Source organism: Telluria beijingensis (genome assembly GCF_030770395.1).
GTDB classification, from domain to species: domain Bacteria; phylum Pseudomonadota; class Gammaproteobacteria; order Burkholderiales; family Burkholderiaceae_D; genus Telluria; species Telluria beijingensis.
In genome coordinates this window covers 5,030,961-5,053,949 of sequence record NZ_CP132480.1, presented here as the reverse complement: position 1 = coordinate 5,053,949, position 22,989 = coordinate 5,030,961, and the positions used below count along the sequence as shown (strand labels likewise).

Below are 22,989 nucleotides of genomic sequence, written 5' to 3'. Positions count from 1 at the left end.
TCAGCAGTTCAGGCGCGCCATGTAGACGGCGCCGGGCGGGTACCCGGCCAGGCCCGGGTCGTCGGTCGCATGCGCCGCGAAGCCGAAGCCGCCCCAGAAGCGCGCGCTGTCCTGGACTGCCACCAGGGCCGCATGCGCCAGCGCCGGGCGTTGCCCGGGGCCGAGCAGGTGCGCCACCAGCGAGCGCGCCAGCCCGCGCCCCAGCGCGCGCGGATCGACCGCCAGGTCGTGCAGGTACAGCGTGTCGGCGTCTGGCGCCGGCGCAAACGGCGCATCCAGCGCGGTCACCCGCCCCAGGCGCGACGGATAGGCGAACAGGTAGCCGCACACGCCATCCCCATCGCATCCCACGACGCAGGTCGCCGGCGCCGCCCGCAGGCGCATTGACACGACGTCGGGCGCCTCCTGCATTGGCGGCGGATAGCAGGCCGCCTGCACGCGCAGCACGGCGGCGAGGTCGTCGGGCAGCATTGGGCGGATCGTGTGGAACATGGCGGCGCACAAAAAAAGCGGGCATGGTAGCACGCGACAGGCGCGCACCCTTGACGCCTCACCCATCATTCTATACATTCTGACAACATCGCCTCCCTGCTCCGCCGAACCGGTGGCGTTGGACTCCCGATCTGCCGCCGGCCCACCAGCCGGTGTCGCATGACGGACTGGCACCGACTACCAGCCCTTCACCGACAGGAACGACTCATGAGCAGCCTCGCCCCGGCGTCCGCCGGCCGCATCGAATACATCCTCAACGCCAGCTGCCCGGCTGGCACCGGCATCGTCGCCGCCGTGGCGACCTTCCTCGCCGAGCGCGATTGCTATATCTGCGCGCTGGAGCAGTTCGACGACGATTCGACCGCGCGCTTCTTCATGCGCGCCGTGTTCCGCCAGCAGGAGCACTCGCCGCCGATCGACGACATCCGCAGCGAGTTCGCGAGCCTGGTCGCCGGCCGCCTCGACATGCAGTGGAAGATGTTCGACCCGCTCGATCCGGTGCGCACCGTGATCATGGTCTCCAAGACCGACCACTGCCTGGACGACCTGCTGTACCGCCGCCGCAACGGCGAACTGAATATGCAGATCACGGCCGTCGTGTCGAACCACCTCGACCTGCGCCCGATGGTCGAGCGCGAAGGCATCCGCTTCGTGTTCCTGCCGGTGACCAAGGAGAACAAGGCCCAGCAAGAAGAGCGCCTGTTCGAGATCTTCGAAGAGACCGGGTCGGAACTCATGATCCTGGCGCGCTACATGCAGATCCTGTCGGACGAACTGGCGCGCCGCCTGGCGGGCAAGTGCATCAATATCCACCACTCCTTCCTGCCCGGCTTCAAGGGCGCCAAGCCCTACCAGCAAGCCTTCGACCGCGGCGTCAAGCTGATCGGCGCGACCGCGCACTACGCCACCCCCGACCTCGACGAAGGCCCGATCATCGAACAGGTGCTGACCCGGGTCGACCACAATTACCGTGTCGACCAGCTGACCCGCGTGGGCCGCGACAACGAATGCCTGGCGCTGGCGACGGCCGTGAAATTCCATATCGAGCGCCGCGTCTTTGTCGATGGCAACAAGACGGTGGTGTTCCGCGGCCCCTGAAGGCAGGAAGCGATCCAACTTCAGGAATAGGTGCGTCACCTAACCGCGACGCCCTTGCCGCACAGGTAAGGTCATGGCTTCTCATAGAGGGGAATGACCATGGAACTTCACCAGCAGTATCCGGTCCGCCTGCGTATCAACGGGCAAGACCGCGAATTCAATGTCGAGTCCTGGGTGACCTTGCTGGACCTGTTGCGCGAACGCGCAGGCATGACGGGCACCAAGAAGGGTTGCGACCAGGGCCAATGCGGCGCATGCACGGTGCTGGTGGACGGCAAGCGCATCAACTCCTGCCTGACCCTGGCAGTCATGCAGGACGGTAAAGAGGTCACGACGGTCGAGGGCCTGGCCCAGGGCGAGGACCTGCACCCGCTCCAGCAAGCCTTCATCGAGTGCGACGCCTTCCAGTGCGGCTACTGTACCCCCGGGCAGCTGTGTTCGGCCGTGGGCCTGATGAACGAGGGCCAGGCCCGGTCGCGCGACGACGTGCGCGAACTCATGAGCGGCAATATCTGCCGCTGCGGCGCCTATCCGCAGATCGCGGACGCCGTGGTGCACGTGATGGACCTGCGCAAGAACGCGAGCGGCGACAAGCCCGCCTTCACTACCGGGGCGGTGCTGGCATGAATCCATTCACCTTTACCCAAGCCCGGGACCTCGACGGCGTGCTGGCGGCGTTGAACGCCGGCGAAGCACGCCCGATCGCAGGCGGCACCAACCTGCTCGACCTCATGAAAGAAGGCGTGATGCGCCCGGCGCAACTGGTCGACATCAACGGTCTCGATCTCGACCGGATCGACGCCAGCGAGGACGGCGGCCTGCTGCTGGGCGCCCTGGCCCGCAACGCCGACACTGCCTATCACCCACTGGTGCGCGAGCGCTATCCGCTGCTCTCGAGCGCAATCCTGGCCGGCGCCTCGCCCCAGTTGCGCAATATGGCGAGCAATGGCGGCAACCTGATGCAGCGCACCCGCTGCGTCTATTTCTACGATATCGGCACGCCCTGCAACAAGCGCGAACCCGGCACCGGTTGCCCGGCGCGCGATGGCGTCAACCGCCAGCACGCGATCCTGGGCACGAGCGAAACCTGCATCGCCACCCATCCGTCGGATATGTGCGTGGCGCTGCGCGCGCTGGACGCCACCGTGCACGTGCAGTCCAGCAGCGGCAAGCGAGAGATTCCCTTCGCCGACTTCCACCGCCTGCCGGAAGACCGTCCGGAAATCGACAACACGCTGCAACCGGGCGAACTGATTACCCACATCGGCGTGCCGCAGGCCGATCGCTTCATCGACCACAGCGCCTACATCAAGGTGCGCGACCGCCTGTCCTATGCCTTCGCCCTGGTGTCGGTGGCGGCTGCCCTCGACCTCGAAGGCGGCGCCATCAAGGCCGCTCGCATCGCCCTGGGCGGCGTGGCCCACAAGCCGTGGCGGGTCGAAGCCGCGGAACAAACGCTGGTCGGCGAGGCCCCCGGCGAAGCCGCCTTCATGCGCGCCGCCGACGCCATCCTGCAAGGAGCACGGGGTTACGGCCACAACGACTTCAAGCTGGCGCTGGCGAAGAACGCCATCGTCCAGGCTTTGACCACGGCCGCCCGCGGCACCGCGGCCGCCGGCGGGCAACAAGCACACCGAGGAGACCGAGCATGACCGACCTGATTCCAGAACTGCGCACACCGACCGCCCCCGCCGGCACCGGCCGCGTGAAGAGCGGCATGGCCGTCTCGCGCGTCGACGGCCGGGCCAAGGTCACCGGCCAGGCCCAGTACGCGGCCGAGTACTTCGCGCCGGACCTGTGCTACGGCGTGGTCGTGAGCAGCACCGTGGCCAAGGGCCGCATCACCCGCATCGACACCGTCGACGCCCTCACCGCGCACGGCGTGATCTCGGTGATGACCCACGAGAACCGCCCCAAGATGCGTTCATTCGACATCGCCTGGAAGGACATGACGGCGCCGGCCGGCTCGCCGTTCCGCCCGCTGTTCTCGGACCAGATTTTCTACAGCGGCCAACCGGTCGCGCTGGTGATCGCCGACACCTTCGAGGCGGCGCGTCATGCGGCCGCGCTGGTGCGCGTGCACTACGACGTCGAGGAGCACGAGACCGAGCACCTGCACCGCCTGGACGAGGCGTATGAGCCGAAGAAGATGAAGGCCGGCTTCACGCCGCCGAGCTCCACCGGCGACGGCGAGAAAGCCTTCGCGAATGCGCCGGTCAAGGTGGACTCGCAGTTCTACAACGGGGTCGAGCATCACAATCCGATGGAGATGTTCGCCTCGACCGTCATCTACGGCGAGGACGGCCACCTGACGATCTACGACAAGACGCAAAGCTCGCAGAACAGCCGCTGGTATGTCTCGCACGGCTTCGGTATTTCGAAGGACAAGGTCACGGTGCGCAACCCCTACGTGGGCGGCGCCTTCGGCTCCGGCCTGCGTCCGCAATACCAGCTGCCGCTGGCCGTGATGGGGGCGCTGCAACTGAAGCGTTCGGTGCGCGTGGTGCTGACCCGCCAGCAAATGTTCAGCTTCGGCCACCGCCCCGAGACCTGGCACCGCATCCGCCTTGGAGCCGACCGCGACGGCACGCTCAAGGCGATCTGGCACGAGGCCATTCAGGAGACCTCGCGCCTCGAGGACTACGTGGAAGTGATCGTCAACTGGTCGGGCCAGCTGTACGCCTGCCCGGACATCAAGCTGGGCTACCAGGTAGTGGCGCATGACCGCTTCACGCCGCTGGACATGCGCGCGCCGGGCGCCGCCCACGGCGTGCACGCGCTCGAAGTCGCGATGGACGAACTGGCGTATGAACTCAAGATGGACCCGCTGGCCCTGCGCCTGAAGAACTATACCGACGTCGCCCCGATCGAGGACAAGCCCTACTCGACCAAGGAACTGCGCGAATGCTACCGCCAGGGCGCCGAGCGCTTCGGCTGGGACAAGCGACCGCCCGAACCGCGTTCGATGGTCGACGGCGAAGAACTGGTCGGCTGGGGCATGGCGACCGGGATCTGGGATTCGCTGGTGATGGTGGCGCGCGTGTCGGCCGTGATGCATGCCGACGGCCGGCTGGTGGTCAGCAGCGCGGCGTCCGACATCGGCACCGGCACCTACACCGCGATGTCGATCGTCGCCGCCGAACAGCTTGGCCTGCCGCTGGAACAGGTGACCTTCCAGCTGGGCGACTCGACCCTGCCGATGGCGCCGATCGAAGGCGGCTCGTCGCATATGGCGACGGTCGGTTCGGGCGTGCATGGCGCCTGCGAGAAGCTCAAGAAGACGCTGCTCAAGCTGGCGGTCGACCTCAAGGACTCACCGCTCGACGGCGTGCGCATGCGCGACGTCGAATTCGGCGACGGCGCGATCTTCGTCCGGAAGGATCCGGCGCGGCGGGTCGAGATCGCGAGCGTGCTGCGGGCGGCGGGCAAGGACCGCGTCGAAGAAAAATTCTTCATGACGCCGCAAATGCTCAAGCAGCGCAAGTATGCGCGCGCCGTGCACTCGGCCGTGTTCTGCGAGGTGCGCGTCAACGAGAAACTGGGCATGGTGCGCGTGACACGGGTGGTCAGCGCGATCGCGGCCGGGCGCATCATCAGCGCCAAGACCGCGGCCAGCCAGGTCAGCGGCGGCGTGGTATGGGGCATCAGCCAGGCCCTGCATGAGGAAACCCATACCGATCACCGCTACGGGCGCTTCATGAACCACAACTTCGCCGAATACCACGTGGCGGTCAATGCCGACATCCACGACATCGACGTCATCTTCGTCGAAGAGGACGACCGCATCGTGACCAGGCAACTCGGCGCCAAGGGCGTGGGCGAAATCGGCATCGTGGGTGTGGCGGCGGCGGTGTCGAACGCAATCTTCCACGCGACCGGCAAGCGCCTGCGCACTACGCCGATGACCCCGGCCAAGCTGTTGCTGGGCGATCGGGAACTTCCGGTCGCGCCGCCAGTCTGACGGAAAAAGAAAATAAGTCATCATCTCGCCGGCGGCACACGCCGCCGGCGCTCGTCACACCTATGCGACATACGTAGTTCCACGTAGTTGCATATCAATATGTTTACTGGTACAACCTCAACTGCGTAAGACAACGCCAACCAGCAGCGATGCACCGGCAAGGTGCAGGTTGCCATCCAATACCAAGAACGAGATGACGAGGACGACAAACATGAAGCTCAAGATGCTGTGCGCTGTCGCGTGCCTGGCCGCTTTCGGCAGCGGCCTGGCCCAGGCCCAGGCCTACCCCAACAAGACCATCACCATGATCGTGCCGTTCGCGGCCGGCGGCCCGACCGACACCGTGGCGCGCCTGGTCGCGCAATCGATGGGCACCACGCTCAAGCAGCAGATCATCATCGAGAACGTCGGCGGCGCCGGCGGCACCATCGGCGCGGCGCGCGCGGCGAAAGCGGCGCCCGACGGCTACACCCTGTTCCTGCACCACATCGGCCAGTCGACCGCACCGGCCCTGTACCGCAAGCTGCCCTATAACGCGATCGACAGCTTCGAGCCGATCGGCCTGATCACCGACGTGCCGATGACCGTGGTCGCGCGCGGCAACTTCCCGGCCAAGGACATGAAAGAGCTGATCACCTACGTCAAGGCCAACAAGGACAAGGTGACCTATGCCCACGCCGGCCTGGGTTCGGCCTCGCATCTGTGCGGCATGCTGCTGCAGACCGCGATGGGCGTCGAGCTGACCACCGTGCCGTACAAAGGCACTGGCCCGGCGATGAACGACCTGCTGGGCGGCCAGGTGGACTTCATGTGCGACCAGACCACCAATACCACCAGCCAGATCAAGAGCGGCAAGATCAAGGCCTATGGCGTGACCACCAAGACCGTGGTGCCGTCGCTGCCGAACCTGCCGACCCTGGCATCCGGCGCGCTGCCGGGCTTCGAGGTCGGCGTCTGGCACGGCCTGTACGCGCCGAAGGGCACGCCGAAGCCGGTCGTCGATGCGCTGGCCAATGCGCTGCGCGCCTCGCTGCGCGACCCGAACGTGATCAAGCGCTTCAACGACCTGGGCACCGAGCCGGTGCCGAGCAACCAGGCCACGCCGGAAGCCCTGCGCACCCACCTGAAGCAGCAGATCGACCTGTGGGGCCCGATCATCAAGAAGGCCGGCGCGTTCGCCGACTGAGCATGAAGACCTGAATTGGCGCACCGTGCCGGCCCTGCCGGGACGGTGCGTTTTGTTGTACCTGTTGTACCCGCCGTAACCGTACCGCTACTTCGAACCACTGCATCTGTAACACCGCATTTGCATCACAAAAAAAGGGGACTACCACGTGCCATCATTCATACGCCACCCAAAGGATTTTTGGAGCGGCATCGTCTTTCTCTTCTTCGGCCTGAGCGCCATCGTCATCGGCCAGGACTATGAAATGGGCACGGCCGGACGCATGGGCCCGGCCTACTTCCCGACCGTGCTCGGCGGCCTGCTGTCGCTGGTCGGCGCAGCCTCGCTGCTGCGCTCCTTCTTCCGCCCGGGCGAGCCGATCGGCCGCCTGTACTGGAAAGAGCTGGCGCTGGTGCTGGTCGCCGTGCTGCTGTTCGGCTTCCTGATGCGCGACGCGGGCCTGATCCCGGCCACCATCCTCCTGATCATGATCAGCAGCTACGCCGGCCAGAAATTCAACCTGGCCAAGGCATCTGCGCTGGCGGTCGGCGGTGCACTGTTCGCGGTGGGCCTGTTCGTCAAGCTGCTTGGCTTGCCGATGCCCATCATTGGTCCTTGGCTCGGCGGGAATTAATACAATATGGAACTCTTCAGCAACCTCGCCCTCGGCCTCGAGACGGCGTTCACCCTTCAAAACCTGTTTTACTGCCTGGTCGGCGTGTTCGTCGGCACCGCGGTCGGCGTGCTGCCGGGCCTCGGCCCGATCGCCACCATCGCCATGCTGCTGCCGGCCACCTTCGGCCTGCCGCCGGAATCGGCCCTGATCATGCTGGCCGGTATCTACTACGGCGCCCAGTATGGTGGTTCCACCACCGCCATCCTGGTCAACCTGCCCGGCGAATCGTCGTCGGTGGTGACGGCCCTCGACGGCTACCAGATGGCGCGCAACGGCCAGGCCGGCAAGGCGCTGGCCACCGCGGCCATCGCGTCCTTCTTCGCCGGCTCGGTCGCGACCGTGCTGCTGGCGTTGGCCGCGCCGCCGCTGGCCGACATGGCGCTCGAATTCGGCCCGGCCGAATACTTCTCGCTGATGGTGCTGGGCCTGGTCGCCTCGGTGGTGCTGGCCAGCGGCTCGCTGCTCAAGGCAATCGGCATGGTGCTCCTGGGCCTGCTGCTGGGCGTGGTCGGCACCGACGTCAACTCCGGTTCGGCGCGCTACACCTTCGACCTGCCGCAGCTGGCGGACGGCATCAACTTCGTGATCGTTGCGATGGGCATGTTCGGCATCGGCGAAATCATCCGCAACCTGGAGCACGACGAGTCGCGCGACCTGGTGATGAAGAAGGTCAAGGGCCTGATGCTGAACAAGGAAGACTTCAAGCGCATCATCGCCCCGGTGCTGCGCGCGACCGGCCTCGGCTCCATCCTCGGCATCCTGCCGGGCGGCGGCGCGATGCTGGCCTCGTTCGCCTCCTACTCGCTCGAAAAGAAGGTGTCGAAGAACTCGGCGCAGTTCGGCAAGGGCGCGATCGAGGGCGTGGCGGCGCCGGAAGCGGCGAACAATGCCGGCGCCCAGACCTCGTTCATCCCGATGCTGACCCTCGGCATCCCGTCGAACCCGGTGATGGCGCTGATGATCGGCGCGATGATCATCCAGGGCATCCAGCCGGGTCCGGCCGTGATGACCGAGCAGCCCGGCCTGTTCTGGGGCCTGATCGTCTCGATGTGGATCGGCAACCTGTTCCTGGTGGTGCTGAACCTGCCGATGATCGGCATCTGGGTGCGCATGATCATGGTGCCTTACCAGCTGCTGTACCCGGCGATCCTGCTGTTCTGCGCGATCGGCGTGTTCAGCCTGAACAACAGCGAATTCGATGTCTACCTGATGGCGGTATTCGGCCTGCTGGGCTACCTGTGCGCCAAGCTGGAACTGGAACCGGCGCCGATGCTGCTCGGCTTCATCATCGGCCCGATGATGGAAGAATACCTGCGCCGCGCCCTGCTGCTGTCGCGCAGCGATCCGATGGTGTTCATCGAACGCCCGATCTCGGGCGTGATGCTGGGCCTGGCCGCCGCGGCGATGATCGTCGTGCTGCTGCCGTCGCTGCGCAAGAAGCGCGAAGAGGCGTTCCAGGAAGACTGACCTATCGCCCCGCAGTTGGTTGTAACAAGGCGCCGCCCGGCGCCGGCCTCCCGAGGCTGGCGCCGGGCGGCGCTGTTTATCGGTGTCAATTAGGCCGCCGGATCGCACCGGCCACGCAGGCCAGCATGGCAAACGCCGCCACCAGGGCATCTGCCGGCAGATAGTCCAGGGCAAACCCGAATACCGGCGCGCCGAGCGCCTGGCCCACCGTCAGCGCCAGGAAGGCGACCGTCACGCCGGCGGCGGGCCGCTCCGGCAGCGCCGAGATGCCCCAGACCAGATACACGCCGGTCAGCATCAGGTAGGCGGCGCCGAAGACTGCGCCGCCGCCAAATACCAGTGCCGGACTCCCCAGCTCGCAGCCGACGGCCACGATCGACGCCGCCATGGCAAGGTGAAAACCAAGGTGGATGGCGCGCAGCCCGGCGCGGGCCACCAGGTAGCCCGCCGCGGCGCCGGCCAGGCCCGCGGCGCCCATCGCCGTCCACAGCATGCCCACCTTCCCGCTGTCCCATCCGAGGTTGGTCTTCGCGAGTTCACCGCCGAAACTCCAGACGACGGTGCTCGCGGCGCCGGTCAGCAAGGCGGCCATCACCAGGCGTTTCAGGTCGGGAGTGAACGCCGGCAGCAACGGGCCGGGCGTGGCCGGCGCCTGCTTGCCGCCAGCCAGGACGGCCAGCGTGGCAAGGGACATCGCCGACGCCGCCGCGGCGAAACCGGCGAACGCCAGCCGCCAGTCGGCGCCCATCATGACCGCGACCGGGCCGGAGAGCGCGACGCCAGCGCTGGTGCCGGCGTTGATCGCCGTATTGCAGGTGTCGCGGCTGGCCGGCGGCGCCATCGCCGTCACCGCCGCCGCCAGCGCCGGCGACGCCAGGCCGGTACTCATGCCGGCGAAGATCACCGCCGCGCCGAGCCAGGAGGCCGACGGCGCGAACGCGATCCCCAGCAGGCCGGCGGCCGCCACCAGGCCGGCTGCGACGGCGACAGGCCGTGCCCCCAGGCGCTCGGTGCAGCGGGCCGCCACCACGATCGCCAGGCAAAAGCCGAGGAAGGAGCCGCCGGCGATGGTGCCGCCCAGGGACGAGGACAGGCCGAGATCGGCCGCGATCCGCGGCAGGAACAGGCCGAAGGCGAAGCGCGCGAATCCGTAGCAGACGGCGATCAGGCCAAAGCCGGTGGCGCCGAGCAGCAGGATGCGGCGCCGCGGGGTGGTCATGTGCATGACCGCAGTGTAGAAGTTTCGCTCGACGCGCGGTGCACGCGTAGAGCGCGGGCTGCCTCGCACCTCGTTCCAGTGCCGCTCTGCGGCTACACGTCCAATCCGGTAACGGCCTCGAAACTGCCGGCACCAGTCCTTATGTCAGGTATCATCTTGTCTGATGGAAATTTGCTGGCAGCGCCATCATTTCATGGCAGGCCTTCTCAATCAAACGGTGTTACTGGAATATCGATGGCTAATTTGAGCGGACTGGAACAGAGTATTCATCAGGTCGACGGGATCCGCGTATCCCTCGCAGGCAACGCCACTACCCTCCCTGACTATTGGAAGACCCGATTCAAGGCGGAGGGCACTGTGACCGAGTTCAAGACACGGTTCGTAAAGCGCTATCCCGGCATTGCGATCGAGGTGTTCGATGGCGTGGGTCGCCGCGCCCACGGCAACTACCTGCTCAAGAACCTGCGCGCCACCTACGACTTCACCTGGGTGCAGGAAGAATACGGAAGCATGATCCTGTCGTTCGAGGAGATCTTCCGCGACCAGAAACGCCGCATCAGGGCGCTCAAGAAGGCGCTGCGCAAGTCGGCCAAGCCGGCCGCGGTGAAGGAGGAAACGTTCGACCCCTACCAGATATTGAAGGTGGGCCCCGACGCGTCGGACGAGGACATCAAGCTGGCCTACAAGAAGCGGATTCAGATCTTCCATCCCGATAAATTCAGCGGCATGGACGAGCTTATCGTGGAATTCGCCACCGATAAGGCGCAGCAGATCAACCTGGCGCGGGAGGAGATCGCACGCCTGCGATCGAGCCAGGAAACCGACTGATCGCAAGGCGTGCCGCCAGCACGCCATATATCGTTTGCCGCGTCAGTCGAAGCGGCGCTGCAGCGCCAGCAGCACCGCGCCCGCCAATCCAACCCACATCACGATCCAGAACAGGTCCTGCCCCGCCAGCAGGCCGGCCTGACGCGCCAGCGCGGCGCCGCCGTCGCCGAGCGCTGACGCCTTCTCGCCCAGGCGCGACGCATGCAGTGCACTTCTTTCCTGCAGCCCGATATTGGTCAGCCCCACGCCGAGCGCCAGCCCCGCCTGCCCCAGCATGTTCTTCAGCTGCTGCGCGTTCGAGAACACCACATTGTCCGCCTGCAGGTCCTTGAACGAGTGGATCGCCGTGGTCGCCATCCCGAGCGTCAGGAAGGCGCCGAACAGGCCGAGCCAGAACGTCACCGCATCCCAGGCATGGGCGCGCGGGTCGAGGGTCGCGAAGCGCCAGGCCAGCAGCGCCAGCATCAGGAAGCCGGTGACGTAGAACTTGGTCGGATGTGGCTTGCGCTTGACCAGTTCCAGCATCGAGACGAAGGCGACAAGCGTCGACAGCAGGCCGATGCCCTGCAATTCGCCCGCCTGCTCCAGGCCCACGCCCAGGCCCTTCTGCAGCACCTGCGGCAGCAGTGTGTTGACCATGCCCAGCACGGCGTAGCAGACGCTGAAGATCAACAACCCGAGCCGGTAGCGCGGGCTTTTCAGGATGCGCAGATGCAGGAAGGGGTCGCTGCGCCGCGCATGCACCACGCCGAAGGCCGCCAGCAGGGTGACGCCAAGCGCCAGATGCCACATCAGCGGCGTCCGCTCGCCATGCCAGTCGTAGGTCAGGTGCTGCAGCGCATACAAGGTCACGGCGGCGCCCAGGCCGAGCAGGACCGCGTCCGGCACATGCATGCGCGATGGACTGCCATCGAGCGTAACGGCGTCCTGCGGCAGCCAGCGTGTCGCGATCAACGCACCCAGCGTGGCCAGCGCGGCCAGCGCCAGGAACATCCCGCCCCAGGCTTCGTGGGACAGCATGGCCGATGCCGCCCACGGTCCCAGCGCCAGCCCGCACGACAGGGCGCCGCCGAAGGCCGCGATACCCTGCAGGCGCTGCGGCGATGGCGGGATCAGGTTGACCATCATGCGCGAGACCGTCATGAACACGCCGCCGCCCAGCGCCATCAGCAGGCGTCCGCCGGCGAAGGCGGCCACGCTGCCGCTGGTCGCGCACAGCCAGGCGCCGAGCATATAGCACAGCACCGCGCCCAGCAGGTAGTTGCGCCAGCCGAGGCGCTGCAACAGCACCGTCAGCTGAGAAATCGACAGCACCGCCACCGCCGCGTACAGCGCCGAGACGGTCGCGTATTCCTCGGGCGACGCGCCGACGTGGCCCATGATGGCCGGCGCCGCGAACACCGTCATCCCGGTCGACAGGAATTCGATGAAGTTGAACACGAAGATCGCGGCCAGCAGTGCTGGACGTGGGATATGTACACTAGCCGGGGCGTGCATCGCCTGCCCTTTCCATCAACGCGCCGCCACCGCGCCCGGGCTGCCGAGCGCGCGCCGGATCGCCTCGTCGGCGCCATGCGACTCGGTCTCGAACACGACGGTCTTGTATTGCTGGCGCACGGCGCCAGCCTGCATCAGGCTCAAGCCCGCCTTGCTGCTGGTATCGATCGCCACCTTCATCGACAGACCCAGGCGCAGCGGATGGCGCGCCAGGTCCTTCGGATCCAGCGCGATGCGCACCGGCACCCGCTGCACCACCTTGATCCAGTTACCAGTCGCGTTCTGGGCCGGCACCGCCGCGAAGGCGCTGCCGGTGCCGGCTTCCTGGCCGACCACGCGGCCATGGAAGACGACATCGCTGCCGTACACGTCGGCGGTGACCGCCACCGGCTGGCCGATGCGCACGTCCTTCAACTGGGTCTCTTTCAAGTTGGCCGTAACCCACATCTGATCCAGCGGCACGATCGCCATCAGCGGCATGCCCTGGGCCACGCGCTGGCCGATCTGCACATTGCGGCGGGCCACGATGCCGCCTACCGGCGCCGCCAGCGTGGTACGGGCCAGGCCGAGCGAAGCGTCGCGCAGCTGGGCGATCGCGGCCTGGACGTCGGGATGGCTCTCGACCGTGGTGCCATCCACCAAGGCCAGCGCAGCGCCGGCCTGCTGGCGCGCGGCGGTGAGCGCGGCGCGCGCGGCGGCCACCGCGTCCTCGGCGTGGCGGATGTCCTCGCCCGAGACGGCGCCGGTGTCGGCCAGCTTGCGCCGCCGTTCGAGGTCGCTGCCCGCCTTGCCCAGGTCGGCCTCGCGCTGGGCGACCGTCGCCCGCAACTGCTCGACGCCGGCGAACTGGGCCCGCACCTGGCGCGCCGACTTGGCCAGCGCCGCCTCGGCCCGGTCCTGGGCCAGGCGCGCATCGACCTCGTTCAGCTGCACCAGCACCTCGCCTGGACGCACGAAATCGGTGTTGTCGGCCGCGATGCGCGTGACGGTGCCGGCCACCTGCGGCGTCACCTGCACCAGGTTGCCCTCGACATAGGCGTCTTCGGTGTGCTGGCTGTTCCAGCCGATGCCCAGTACCTCGGGCGAGGACCAGGCGATGCCGCCGGCGACTGCCAGCACGGCGGCGCTCAGGCCGAACGCCAACTTGCGGCGGCCCTGGGGAATGGTGTGCGTATTCTTGGGTTCCATGGGTTCTTTCGACCTTCTCAGTGGTAGCCGCCGCCGAGGGCGCGCACCAGGTTGACGTCCAGTTCATAGGCGCGGGCATCCAGCTCGGCCTGGCCGCGGCGCTGGGCCACGACCTGCGTTTCGGCGATCAGGACCTGCACGAAGTTGCCGAGCCCCGCGCGGTAGCGCTGTTCGGCCAGCTCATAGGCCTGCTCGGCGGCGCCCAGCGCCTGTTCCTGCTCGCGCGCCCGCTCGTCCAGCCAGCGCAGCGACGTCAGTTGCGCCGTCACGTCGCGCAGCGCCTCGACCACGGCCGCGTTGTAGCTTTCCACCGCGATGTCGAATTCGGCGTTGCGCGCGCCCAGGTTGCTGCGCAGCCGGCCGCCGTCGAGCAGCGGCAGGGTTACCAGCGGGCCAGCCGCGAAGCTGCGGCTGCCGCCCTGCAGCAGGCGGTCGAAACCCAGGCTGGCCAGGCCACCCGAGACGGTGAGGTTCACGGTCGGGTAGAACTGCGCCCTGGCGACGTCGATCTCGCCGCTGGCCGCTTCCACCTGCCAGCGCAGCGCTACCAGCTCCGGGCGCCGGCCGAGCAAGGCGGCGGGTATGTCGGCCGGCGCGCCGGCCGGCCGCGCGAGGTGCAGCCGCGGGCGGGCGATGTCGGCGGCGCCATCCTGGCCCTGGCCGGCCAACGCCACGATCTGGCCGCGGGTCAGCGCCAGCGCTTCGTCGAGCGCCGCGATCTGGCCGCGCGCGGCCGGCACGCCGATCTCGGCCTGCTTCAATTCCGCCTTGCTGTCGAGCTGGGCGGAGACACGCTGCTGCACCAGCTCCAGGATGCGGCTGCGCTGGCGCAGCTCCTGCTCGGCCAGGTCGCGCTGCGCGTACAGGTGGTCCAGCCGCAGGTAGGCCTGCACCACGGCAGTGGATACCGCGAGGCTGGCGGCTTCCGCTTCGGCCTGGCGCGCATTGACGCGGCCGGCGGCGGCCGTCACGGCGGCCTGGTTCTTGCCCCAAAAATCGAGCTCATAGCCCAGGCTGACGCCGGCATCGTTCACCCATTGCCAGCTGCCCGCCAGCGGCTTGGGCACGCTGCCGTTCTCGCTGTAGCGCTGGCGCGTGGTACGCACCGAGGCATTGGCCTGCGGCGCCAGCGCCGATGCCGCCAAGCCTTCGAGCGCGGCCGCCTGGCGCACCCGGGCGAGCGCGCCGGCGACAGTCGGGCTGGCCGCGCGGGCGCCTTCCACCAGCCGGTCCAACTGGGGGTCGCCGTAGGCGCGCCACCAGTCCTGCGCGGGCCAAGCGGCGGCCTCGCTTGTCAACGAATCAATAGCGCGCGATGAATTCGGGGCTGCACCAAGGTTCAGGCTGGCTCGCTGCGGCTGCGGTCCCATCGAGACGCAACCGGCCAGCAATAGAAGTGTAGACAACAGCGCCGACAGCAGCGCCACACGCGGCGCGGCAGTAGAAGAAAGCATGAAATGCCTCGGCAAAAAATCGGAATAGCCGAAGCATAGTTGCTCTGAGTTATTTAGGCCATGCGGTCACTGCCATGCACATCATGCAGAATCCGCATGACCGGCGGATGCATCCGGCGTGCCGGCCAGCGTGGCGAGCACGAATTCGCGCAGCCAGCGGTTGGCCGGGTCGCGGTGGCTGCGCTCGTGCCAGTAGAGCGACAGTTGCAGCGACGGCAGCTCGATCGGCGCCGGCGCCAGCACCAGCCCGAGGTCGCGCGCGAGCGGCCGCGCCAGGCGGCGCGGAATGGTGGCGATGGCGTCGGTGTGCAGCGCGATGTGGGCGGCCGAGGTAAAGCTCGGCACATGGCACAGGATGCGGGTGGGTTCGAGCAGCGTCTCCAGCTTGCGGGTGATGGCGACGTTGTGCTGGCTGGTGTGCTCCATCTCGATCAGCACGTGGCGATGGGTGATATAAGCCTCGCGGTCGAGCCGACCGGCGCAGGGATGCGAGGGCCGCATCAGGCAGGCGTAGTCGTCGTCCCACAGCTTGCGCTGGCGGATATTGTTGACCAGGCCAGGATAGCGGCCAATGGCGAGATCGACGTGGCCGCGCTCGAGCTGCGCTTCGAGCGAGCCGGGGTCGATATGGACGCTGCGCAGCTGCAGGCCGGTCGCGCCGTTGTCCATCCGCGCCAGGCCGTCGAGCAGTTGCGGCAGGATGTTCACCACCGCGCCGTCGACCATGTACAGGCCAAAGGACCGGGTGGCCGCCAGCGGATCGAACACGGCCGGGCCGCTATCGAGTTGACGGGCGGCGTCGAGCACCGCCGCGACCGGGCCGGCCAGTTCGAGCGCGCGCGCGGTGGCCTGCATGCGCTGGCCCGAGCGCACGAACAACGGGTCGCCGAAATGGCGCCGCAGCCTGGCCAGCGCGCGGCTGACGGTGGGCTGGGTCATGCCGAGCAGCTCGGCGGTGCGGGTCAGGCTGCCTTCGCGCAGCAGGCTGTCGAGGATGCGCAGTTGGGAGAGTTCGGGGATCACGGCCGCATCATAACATCGTGACATGCGCGGCGTGACGCCCCGGGAACACTCAGCCTCCCAGCACCTTGCGCAGGGTGCGCGACAGGTCTTCGGCCGAGAACTTGGCCACGTAGGCGTCGGCGCGCACGTTCTTGACGTGTTCCTCGTTGGTGGTGCCCGACAGCGAGGAATGGATCACGACCGGCAGCTGGCCGAAACGGTTGCTCGACTTGATGTTGCGGGTGAGCGTGAAGCCGTCCATCTCGGGCATCTCGAGGTCGGTCAGCACCATCGCCACGCGGTCGTACACGGTGCGGCCTTCGGCTTCGGCCGCGGCGGCGATCGCGCCCAATTGGTCCCAGCACTCCTTGCCGCTCTTGGTCATGATGAACGGCAGGCCCATGGCGTCCAGGCCCTGCTCGATCAGCGCGCGCGCCACCACCGAATCGTCGGCCGCCAGGATCACGGCGCCCGGCTTGATGGCGATCTTGGCGCCCACCGCCTGTTCCATGTTCTCGCGCTCGTGGGTCGGGTTCAGGTTGCGCAGGATGGTTTCCACGTCAAGCACCTGCGCCAGGCGCGCCGGCTGGCCGTCGTATTCCGGCAGGCGGGCGATGCTGGTCACCATGCCGCTGCCGGCGCTGTGCTCGGCGGTCATGACCTGGCTCCAGTCGAGGCGCACGATCTCCTCGACGCTCTCGACCGCGAAGGCCTGGGTGGTGCGCGCGAACTCGGTCACCAGCATGATGTTCAGGCCGGTCTTGGGCTTGACGCCGGTGATGCCCGGCAGGTCGAGCACCTGGATGATCTGGCCGCGCAGGTTGACCACGCCCAGCACGTGCTGCGGCGCGCCGGCCACCGCCGTGATCTCGGGCATGGCGACGATCTCGCGGATCTTGAACACGTTGATGCCGAACAGTTCGTTATGGTTGCCCTGCTCGTCGCCGCCCAGGCGGAACAGCAGCAGCTCGAATTTGTTGGTGCCGGTCAGGTTGCTGCGTTCGTCGACTTCTTGTTGTACCGATTTCATGTTCCATCCTGGATTAATAGTGCTGCACGGAAACCATTGCGGAAGTCATTGTAGACGCGCCGTTCGTCCTTGGGTCAATACAAGGCGCAAGCAGCGGTGAATTTGATGGTGTCGGTGCAAAAAAACCACGAATCGTTACATCCTCCCGCAAGTGGAATATACGCCGATCGCAAACAATTGCGCCGCAGTGCAGGCGCACCGCGGCGAGATCGTGCTGCTCAGGCGATATTGTCTTCGACGCGCGGGGTGGTCAAACCGCTGGCCAGCGTGATGCGGGTGCGCTTGGCGAGCGGCGCCGATGGCGCGGCGCCCGCGCTGTCCAGGGGCTTGACCTTGGTGAACACGACACTGAACGACGCCGGCGTCACGGTCGCCACCGCAAAGCCCTGGGCATCGTGGTCGGCGTAGGCGAAGGCCGGATTGTTCATCCGCAGCACCTGGTCGAAACCCTGCGGCGTGGCCACCAGCGGCGCCAGCGGCGTGCCGCCGGCGCCGGCGCGCAGGTACTGGTAGAACGAGGAGCTGCTGATGCCGGCGCTGACGAAGTCCACCGCCACTGGGCGGCCACTGGCCGGATCGTTGTTGTCATAGACCACGCCGCACTGGAAGGCGTGCAGGTCGCCGGTGATCGCCACCACGTTCTTTACATTATTGCTGGCCAGGTGCCCCAGCATCTCGGCGCGGTAGGAAGGGAATCCGTCCCAGCCGTCGGCATTGACGATGTACAGGTTGTTGAACGGGGCCGGGGCCAGGGTCCGCATGTCCATCCACATGCGGTTCAGGGTGACTTCGTTGCCCCACACCTTCCAGGTGGCGTTGGACGCCTTCATGGTGTCCTTCCACCACTGCGTCTGGGTTGCGCCCAACAGGCCCGGGTTGCGGCCAAGCGCGGCCCTGGCGCCGGCCTCGAACTGGGCCAGCAGCGGCTGCGGCACGAAGTAGCGCGAACCGATCGAGTCGTCGCCGGCGACTGGATCGCCCTGCAGCATCTGTGCGTAGGCGGCCTCGTTGACCACGTGGTCGTCGCGGTACAGGCGCTGGTCGGTCATCACCAGGTGCATCAGGGTGCCGAAGCGGAAATCCCGGTAGATGCGGATATTGTCGTAGCCGGCCTTGTCCAGGTCGAACGACACGTCGCCCCAGTCCACCGGCATGTATTCGGCCCAGGCCTGGGTCGCGTTGCGACGGCGCGAGGTCTGCTGCCGGTTGGCGTTGTCGTAGGTTTGATGGTCTTGCCAGCAGTCGTCCGAGAATTCGTGGTCGTCCCAGATCACGATCATCGGGCACTTGGGGTGCAGCGCCTGCAGGCGCGCATCGCCGCGGTAGGTGCGGTACAGGGTGCGGTAGTCGGCCAGGGTATTGGCGTAGCGTCCGCCGCCGGCCAGGGTGACGCCATCCGGCAGGTTGATCCGGCCGTGCGCAGGCTCGGCGCGACCGGTCTGGAAGTCGGCGCCGACGGTCTCGTAGACGTAGTCGCCCAGGTGCACGATGAAATCCAGTTCTTCGCTGGCCATCATGCCCATCGCGGCCCAGTGGTTGATGCTCCAGTCCTGGCAGGTCATCCAGGCAAAGCGCATCTGCGCCGGCGTGCTGGCGGCGGCCGGCGCGGTCCTGGCCTGGCCTACCGGGCTCAGGTCGGCGCCGGCGCGGAAGCGGTAGTAATGGCGCGTGGCCGGGGCCAGGCCGGTCAGCTTGGCGCGGACCGTATGATCGTAGGCCGCCAGCGCCTTCAGCTCGACCACGCCGGCAACCTGGGTGAAGGCGGCGTCGAGCGCGACCTCCAGGCGCAGCTCGACTTCCTGGTTGCCGGTCCGGGGCGCGCAGCGGGTCCAGAACACGATGCTGCCCTCTTTCGGGTCGCCGCTGGCCACGCCCAGCGGGAAGGTGAAGCTGCCCAGCGGCGGGGTGTCATCCGAGCCGCCACAGGCGGCGAGCAGGCTGCCCGCGCCGGCCACGGTGAAATAGGCGCTACTACGTAAAAAGCCACGACGGTCCACATTGGTCTCCGGTTGCAAACGTGCCGGCAGTCTAGCGAGCCGATGTTTCCAACGCGTGACCGAACGACAAGTCATGCGTCGCGTTATACTACCCTTTAAAAAGTTTCCACGAGGCTAGATATGCGAGCTGGATCCTGACCCGCCACCGGATCGGCATCGTCGGCGCCGGCACCGCCGGCCTGGCCACGGCGATCGCCTTTGCCCGCGCAGGGCATGCGGTCGACGTGTTCGAGAAACACCCGTCGCTGGCCACGCTCGGCGCCGGCGTGCTGATCCAGCCACAGGGCGTGGCGGCGCTCTGGCCCGCCGCGCAGCCGGTGGTCGAGCGCATCCACGCGCATGAGCAGCTCGCTTTTGCCAGCTACCACCACGCGCGCCCGGCGCGGCTGGCGGCGGGCCCGGTCTGCATCGTCGGCGACGCCGCCCATGCCATGAGCCCGCAGCTGGGGCTCGGCACGACGCTGGCGGTGCAGGACGCGCTGGCGCTGGCCGCCTGCGTGCAGGCCGCCGGTCCGGTCGAGGGACTGGCTCGCTATTCGAAGAGCCGGCTGCGCACGGTGCGCGCCTGCAGGCCCTGAGCCGGGCCCTGACGCCCTGCTTCCAGGCCGATGGCCAGGGCCTGTGGCGCGACCTGTTGTTCGCCGGCGCCCTGCGCATGCCGGGCAGCCGCTACCTCATGCACCGCAGTATTGCGGCGCCGCGGCGCTGCGTGCGGCGTGCCTGGGCTGCTGGCTAGAACAGCGTCTGCTGCGGGCTGGTGAGCCTGGCGAAGCTGTCGCCCAGGAAGGGGAGGATGGCGTCGGCGATGGGTTCGAGCTGGCGCGTGAGGTAGTGTTCGTAGTCGATGGCGGCGTGGCGCGCTTCCATCGGCTCGGGGCCGTTCAGGGTCATCACATAGCGGATCCAGCCCCCCTTGCGGTAGAGCGCGGGGCGGCCCTGGCGCAGGTGGTGTTCGTCCGCCATGCGCGCGGCGCGCACGTGCGGCGGCACGTTGCGCTGGTATTCCTCGAGCGGCCGGCGCAGACGCTTGCGGTAGATGAGCTCTTCGTCGCACTCGCCGCCCAGCATGCGCGCGACCAGCTCGCGCACGTAATCCTCGTAGGGCTGGCCCTTGAAGATGCGTTCGTAGAGGCCCTGCTGGAAGGCTTGCGCCAGCGGCGTCCAGTCGGTGCGCACCGTCTCCAGGCCTTTATAGACCATCTCTTCGCCGCCGTCGGCCGTCGCGGCCAGGCCGGCGTAGCGCTTCTTGCTGCCTTCGTCCGAGCCGCGCACGGTGGGCATCAGGAAGCGCCGGAAATGCACGTCGTATTCCAGTTCGAGCGCGCTCGCGATGCCCAGCTCCGCCTGCAGATGGTCGCGCCACCAGCCGTTGACATGCTCGACCAGCGCCCGGCCGATGCGGCGCGCGTCGGATTCGGCGTGCTCGCGTCCCAGCCAGACGAAGGTCGAATCGGTGTCGCCATAGATCACCTGGTAGCCCTGCTCCTCGATCAGTTCGCGCGTGCGGTGCATGATGTCGTGGCCGCGCATCGTGATCGACGAGGCCAGGCGCGGATCGAAGAAGCGGCAGCCGGTGGTGCCGAGCACGCCGTAGAAGGCGTTCATGATGATCTTCAGCGCCTGCGACAGCGGCGCGTTGCCATCCTTTTTCGCCGCCTCGCGGCCGGCCCAGACCTGGGTCACGATGCCCGGCAGGCAGTGCTGCGTGCGCGAGAAGCGCCCGCCGCGGTAGCCCGGCACCGTGGTTTCCTCCGGCTCGCGCAAGCCCTCGACCAGTCCCAGCGGATCGATCAGGAAGGTGCGGATGATCGAGGGATACAGGCTTTTGTAGTCGAGCACCAGCACCGAGTCGTACAGGCCGGAGCGCGAATCCATCACGAAGCCGCCGGGGCTGTCGGCGCCCTCGACGTCGCCGATATTCGGCGCCACCCGCTTCTTGCGGTGCAGCAGCGGCATGTACAGGTGCTCGAAAGCCGCCACCGAACCGCCGCTGCGGTCGGCCGCCAGCCCGGTCACGCTGGCGCGCTCCAGCAGGAAGTCCATCAGCTTGGTCTTGTCGAAGATGCGGGTGACCAGTTCGCAGTCCTTGAGGTTGTACCAGGCCAGCGCCGGCTTGTCCTCGGCGAACATGCGGTCGATCTCGGCCATGCGGTCGTGCGGATTGTCGATCGCCTTGCCTTCGCCCAGCAGGGTGCGCGACACGTTCTCGAGGCTGAACGACGGGAAGCTCCAGGTGGCGGAATGCAGGGCGTCGATGCCGTCGATTACCAGTCGGCCGGCGATGCAGATGAAGTAGTGTTCCTGCTTGCCGCCATGCTCGCGCCACTCGATGGCGCTGCCGTCGCGGCCCAGGCGCAGCGGGCGGTTGTAGCGCTCGGCGTGCTTCTGCAGCACGCGCATGTCGAACTGGATCAGGTTCCAGCCGATGATCGCGTCCGGGTCGTGCCGGATGAACCATTCTTCCAGCCGGTCTAGCAGCGCCAGCCGGGTGTCGCAGTATTCGAGATCCAGGTTGTAGGCAGGCGTGCGTTCGCCACCGGCGCCGTTCGGCGGGCCGAGCATGTAGACCTGGCGCTGGCCGCAACCCTCGAGCGCGATCGAGCGAAGCTCGCCCTGGAAGGTGGTCTCGATGTCGAGCGATACGGTACGGATTTTTGGCCGGTAGCCTGGGGCAGGCTTGAGGACGGCGTCGACCAGCAGCAGCGGATCGCCATCGACCGGCGTGCCGGCGAAGCTCACCGGCGCGGTGATGAAGCGCTCCATCAGATAGCGCTCGGGCGGGCGCACGTCGCCCTCGAACATGTCCAGGCCATGTTGGCGCAGGCTCTTTTCGATACGCAGCAGCTGGCGGTACTTGCGGCAATACAGGCCGGCCACCGGCCGGTGGCGAAAGTCGAGCAGGTCGAGCGGACGCAGCTCCCATCCGCGCTCATCATGCAGGAGCTGTTCGACCGTGGCGCGCTGCTCTTCCGGGATGAAGGCAACCGGTGTCTGGACGGGCAGGCGCAGGCGGCGCGGCCCGGCATCGGTGGCGAGCCAGAACTCGACTTCGCAACCGGCGGCGGTATCGCGCCAGTGGCGCGTCAGGAGGAAGCCCGTCTCCATCAGCGGTAACGCTGCAGCTCGGCCTCGGTGAAGCCGGCCTGGCGCCGGCCTTCGATATTGAATGGGCCTTTCAGGACTGGCGCCTTGTAGCGCGCAGTGAGCGCGTCATAGGTGGCGATCGGCTCCAGGCCGCGCTCCGCGCACAGGCTGAAGTACCAGCGGTTGCCGATCTCGACATGCCCTACTTCGTCCACCAGCAGGCGGTCGAGGATCAGCGCCGCTGCCAGATCGCCGGCCTGGGCGATCTTCTTGCGCAGCGGCGGAATCGCATCCAGCCCGCGCGCCTCCAGCGTGCGCGGCACCAGGGCCATGCGCGCCATCACGTCGTCGCTGGTCTTGGCGACCATCTCCCACAGGCTGTCATGGCCAGGGAAATCGCCGTAGGCATGGCCCAGCGTCGCCAGGTGCGCGCTCAGCAGCGTGAAGTGCAGCGCCTCTTCGTCGGCCACGCGCAGCCAGTCGAGGTAAAACTGCGCCGGCATACCCTTGAAACGCCACAGCGCGTCGAGCGCCAGGTTGATGGCGTTGAACTCGATGTGGGCCAGGGCGTGGACCAGCATGGCGCGGCCTTCCGGGGTGGCCATCGAGCGGCGGCCGACCTGCAGCGGCGGGACCAGTTCGGGGCGCGCCGGGCGGCCGGGGATGCCGGGAGGGGCTTCGATGGCGGCCTCGGTGTCGATGCGCACGCTCCCCACCTTGACGGCAGCGGCCAGCGCGGCGACGGCCTGGGCCTTGGTGGCGGGATCGGTTTCGAGCAGCGCGTGCAGCGCGGCGGCGCGGAGTTCCATCGTGTGATCTGGTTGGGCGAAA

General features: G+C 67.5%; 19 protein-coding genes. 9 read left to right on the top strand and 10 right to left on the bottom strand.

Going from position 1 to position 22,989, the window contains the following annotated elements:
- Positions 1–492, bottom strand: coding sequence for a GNAT family N-acetyltransferase (locus tag Q9246_RS22140; RefSeq protein ID WP_306393085.1), 492 nt, complete (start codon positions 490–492; stop codon positions 1–3).
- 207 nt (positions 493–699) lie between these two features.
- Between Q9246_RS22140 and purU the strand changes: the two genes are divergently transcribed.
- The 7 genes from purU to Q9246_RS22105 all read left to right on the top strand — a co-directional run bounded on the left by purU (position 700) and on the right by Q9246_RS22105 (position 8,859).
- Entirely contained in the window at positions 700–1,590 is an 891-nt protein-coding gene (gene purU, locus Q9246_RS22135) for a formyltetrahydrofolate deformylase (protein ID WP_306393083.1), read from the top strand.
- A 99-nt stretch (positions 1,591–1,689) separates the two neighbouring features.
- Positions 1,690–2,217, top strand: a complete 528-nt coding sequence (locus Q9246_RS22130; RefSeq protein WP_306393081.1) for a (2Fe-2S)-binding protein — start codon at positions 1,690–1,692, stop codon at positions 2,215–2,217.
- Positions 2,214–3,242 carry an FAD binding domain-containing protein gene (locus tag Q9246_RS22125; RefSeq protein ID WP_306393079.1) on the top strand — a complete coding sequence of 343 codons (1,029 nt, stop codon included), beginning with the start codon at positions 2,214–2,216 and terminating at the stop codon, positions 3,240–3,242. The genes Q9246_RS22130 and Q9246_RS22125 overlap by 4 nt, the downstream gene beginning before the upstream one ends.
- Positions 3,239–5,551 (top strand): xanthine dehydrogenase family protein molybdopterin-binding subunit, encoded by a 2,313-nt coding sequence (locus tag Q9246_RS22120; RefSeq protein WP_306393077.1) that lies wholly within the window; start codon positions 3,239–3,241, stop codon positions 5,549–5,551. The genes Q9246_RS22125 and Q9246_RS22120 overlap by 4 nt, the downstream gene beginning before the upstream one ends.
- Before the next feature lie 211 nt (positions 5,552–5,762).
- A complete protein-coding gene (locus Q9246_RS22115; protein ID WP_306393076.1) occupies positions 5,763–6,737 on the top strand; it encodes a tripartite tricarboxylate transporter substrate binding protein BugD in 975 nt (324 codons plus the stop codon).
- Positions 6,738–6,885: 148 nt separating this feature from the next.
- Positions 6,886–7,350 (top strand): tripartite tricarboxylate transporter TctB family protein, encoded by a 465-nt coding sequence (locus Q9246_RS22110; protein WP_306393074.1) that lies wholly within the window; start codon positions 6,886–6,888, stop codon positions 7,348–7,350.
- A gap of 6 nt (positions 7,351–7,356) precedes the next feature.
- Positions 7,357–8,859 carry a tripartite tricarboxylate transporter permease gene (locus Q9246_RS22105; RefSeq protein ID WP_306393073.1) on the top strand — a complete coding sequence of 501 codons (1,503 nt, stop codon included), beginning with the start codon at positions 7,357–7,359 and terminating at the stop codon, positions 8,857–8,859.
- 85 nt (positions 8,860–8,944) lie between these two features.
- Here the strand turns inward: Q9246_RS22105 and Q9246_RS22100 are convergent, their stop codons facing one another.
- Positions 8,945–10,084 carry an MFS transporter gene (locus tag Q9246_RS22100; protein WP_306393072.1) on the bottom strand — a complete coding sequence of 380 codons (1,140 nt, stop codon included), beginning with the start codon at positions 10,082–10,084 and terminating at the stop codon, positions 8,945–8,947.
- Between the two features lie 228 nt (positions 10,085–10,312).
- On the opposite strand from Q9246_RS22100, the gene Q9246_RS22095 reads away from it, so the two are divergent.
- Positions 10,313–10,906, top strand: a complete 594-nt coding sequence (locus tag Q9246_RS22095; protein WP_306393071.1) for a J domain-containing protein — start codon at positions 10,313–10,315, stop codon at positions 10,904–10,906.
- Between the two features lie 42 nt (positions 10,907–10,948).
- On the opposite strand, the gene Q9246_RS22090 is transcribed toward Q9246_RS22095, so the two are convergent.
- The 6 genes from Q9246_RS22090 to Q9246_RS22065 form a co-directional block, all read right to left on the bottom strand.
- Complete coding sequence (locus Q9246_RS22090) at positions 10,949–12,403, bottom strand: MFS transporter (protein ID WP_306393069.1); 1,455 nt, start codon at positions 12,401–12,403, stop codon at positions 10,949–10,951.
- A 15-nt stretch (positions 12,404–12,418) separates the two neighbouring features.
- Positions 12,419–13,591 carry an HlyD/EmrA/EmrK family protein gene (locus tag Q9246_RS22085; RefSeq protein WP_306393067.1) on the bottom strand — a complete coding sequence of 391 codons (1,173 nt, stop codon included), beginning with the start codon at positions 13,589–13,591 and terminating at the stop codon, positions 12,419–12,421.
- Positions 13,592–13,608: 17 nt separating this feature from the next.
- Positions 13,609–15,045: an efflux transporter outer membrane subunit gene (locus Q9246_RS22080; RefSeq protein ID WP_306393065.1), complete on the bottom strand. Its 1,437-nt coding sequence runs from the start codon at positions 15,043–15,045 to the stop codon at positions 13,609–13,611.
- 81 nt (positions 15,046–15,126) lie between these two features.
- Entirely contained in the window at positions 15,127–16,068 is a 942-nt protein-coding gene (locus tag Q9246_RS22075; RefSeq protein ID WP_306393063.1) for a LysR family transcriptional regulator, read from the bottom strand.
- A gap of 49 nt (positions 16,069–16,117) precedes the next feature.
- Positions 16,118–17,077, bottom strand: a complete 960-nt coding sequence (locus Q9246_RS22070; RefSeq protein ID WP_306393062.1) for a chemotaxis protein — start codon at positions 17,075–17,077, stop codon at positions 16,118–16,120.
- Positions 17,078–17,295: 218 nt separating this feature from the next.
- On the bottom strand, positions 17,296–19,074 hold the full coding sequence (locus Q9246_RS22065) for an alkaline phosphatase D family protein (RefSeq protein ID WP_306393060.1): 1,779 nt from the start codon (positions 19,072–19,074) through the stop codon (positions 17,296–17,298).
- A 131-nt stretch (positions 19,075–19,205) separates the two neighbouring features.
- Between Q9246_RS22065 and Q9246_RS22060 the strand changes: the two genes are divergently transcribed.
- The gene (locus Q9246_RS22060; protein WP_422802398.1) at positions 19,206–19,652 is read left to right on the top strand and encodes an FAD-dependent oxidoreductase; all 447 of its coding nucleotides are present in this window, start codon (positions 19,206–19,208) and stop codon (positions 19,650–19,652) included.
- Between the two features lie 154 nt (positions 19,653–19,806).
- Here the strand turns inward: Q9246_RS22060 and Q9246_RS22055 are convergent, their stop codons facing one another.
- Entirely contained in the window at positions 19,807–22,179 is a 2,373-nt protein-coding gene (locus Q9246_RS22055) for a DNA polymerase II (protein ID WP_306393056.1), read from the bottom strand.
- On the bottom strand, positions 22,179–22,967 hold the full coding sequence (locus Q9246_RS22050; protein WP_306393054.1) for a ferritin-like domain-containing protein: 789 nt from the start codon (positions 22,965–22,967) through the stop codon (positions 22,179–22,181). Before Q9246_RS22050 ends, Q9246_RS22055 begins: the two co-directional genes overlap by 1 nt.
- Between the last annotated feature and the right edge of the window lie 22 nt (positions 22,968–22,989).

Bases quoted from the DNA above. Each gene is read 5' to 3' on its own strand.
- Q9246_RS22140 (WP_306393085.1), bottom strand. From the start codon at position 492: ATGTTCCACACGATCCGCCCAATGCTGCCCGACGACCTCGCCGCCGTG.
- Q9246_RS22130 (WP_306393081.1), top strand. From the start codon at position 1,690: ATGGAACTTCACCAGCAGTATCCGGTCCGCCTGCGTATCAACGGGCAA.
- Q9246_RS22070 (WP_306393062.1), bottom strand. From the start codon at position 17,077: ATGAAATCGGTACAACAAGAAGTCGACGAACGCAGCAACCTGACCGGC.
- Q9246_RS22100 (WP_306393072.1), bottom strand. From the start codon at position 10,084: ATGCACATGACCACCCCGCGGCGCCGCATCCTGCTGCTCGGCGCCACC.
- Q9246_RS22125 (WP_306393079.1), top strand. From the start codon at position 2,214: ATGAATCCATTCACCTTTACCCAAGCCCGGGACCTCGACGGCGTGCTG.
- Q9246_RS22115 (WP_306393076.1), top strand. From the start codon at position 5,763: ATGAAGCTCAAGATGCTGTGCGCTGTCGCGTGCCTGGCCGCTTTCGGC.
- Q9246_RS22050 (WP_306393054.1), bottom strand. From the start codon at position 22,967: ATGGAACTCCGCGCCGCCGCGCTGCACGCGCTGCTCGAAACCGATCCC.
- Q9246_RS22090 (WP_306393069.1), bottom strand. From the start codon at position 12,403: ATGCACGCCCCGGCTAGTGTACATATCCCACGTCCAGCACTGCTGGCC.
- Q9246_RS22105 (WP_306393073.1), top strand. From the start codon at position 7,357: ATGGAACTCTTCAGCAACCTCGCCCTCGGCCTCGAGACGGCGTTCACC.
- Q9246_RS22055 (WP_306393056.1), bottom strand. From the start codon at position 22,179: ATGGAGACGGGCTTCCTCCTGACGCGCCACTGGCGCGATACCGCCGCC.
- Q9246_RS22120 (WP_306393077.1), top strand. From the start codon at position 3,239: ATGACCGACCTGATTCCAGAACTGCGCACACCGACCGCCCCCGCCGGC.
- Q9246_RS22085 (WP_306393067.1), bottom strand. From the start codon at position 13,591: ATGGAACCCAAGAATACGCACACCATTCCCCAGGGCCGCCGCAAGTTG.
- Q9246_RS22095 (WP_306393071.1), top strand. From the start codon at position 10,313: ATGGCTAATTTGAGCGGACTGGAACAGAGTATTCATCAGGTCGACGGG.
- Q9246_RS22080 (WP_306393065.1), bottom strand. From the start codon at position 15,045: ATGCTTTCTTCTACTGCCGCGCCGCGTGTGGCGCTGCTGTCGGCGCTG.
- purU (WP_306393083.1), top strand. From the start codon at position 700: ATGAGCAGCCTCGCCCCGGCGTCCGCCGGCCGCATCGAATACATCCTC.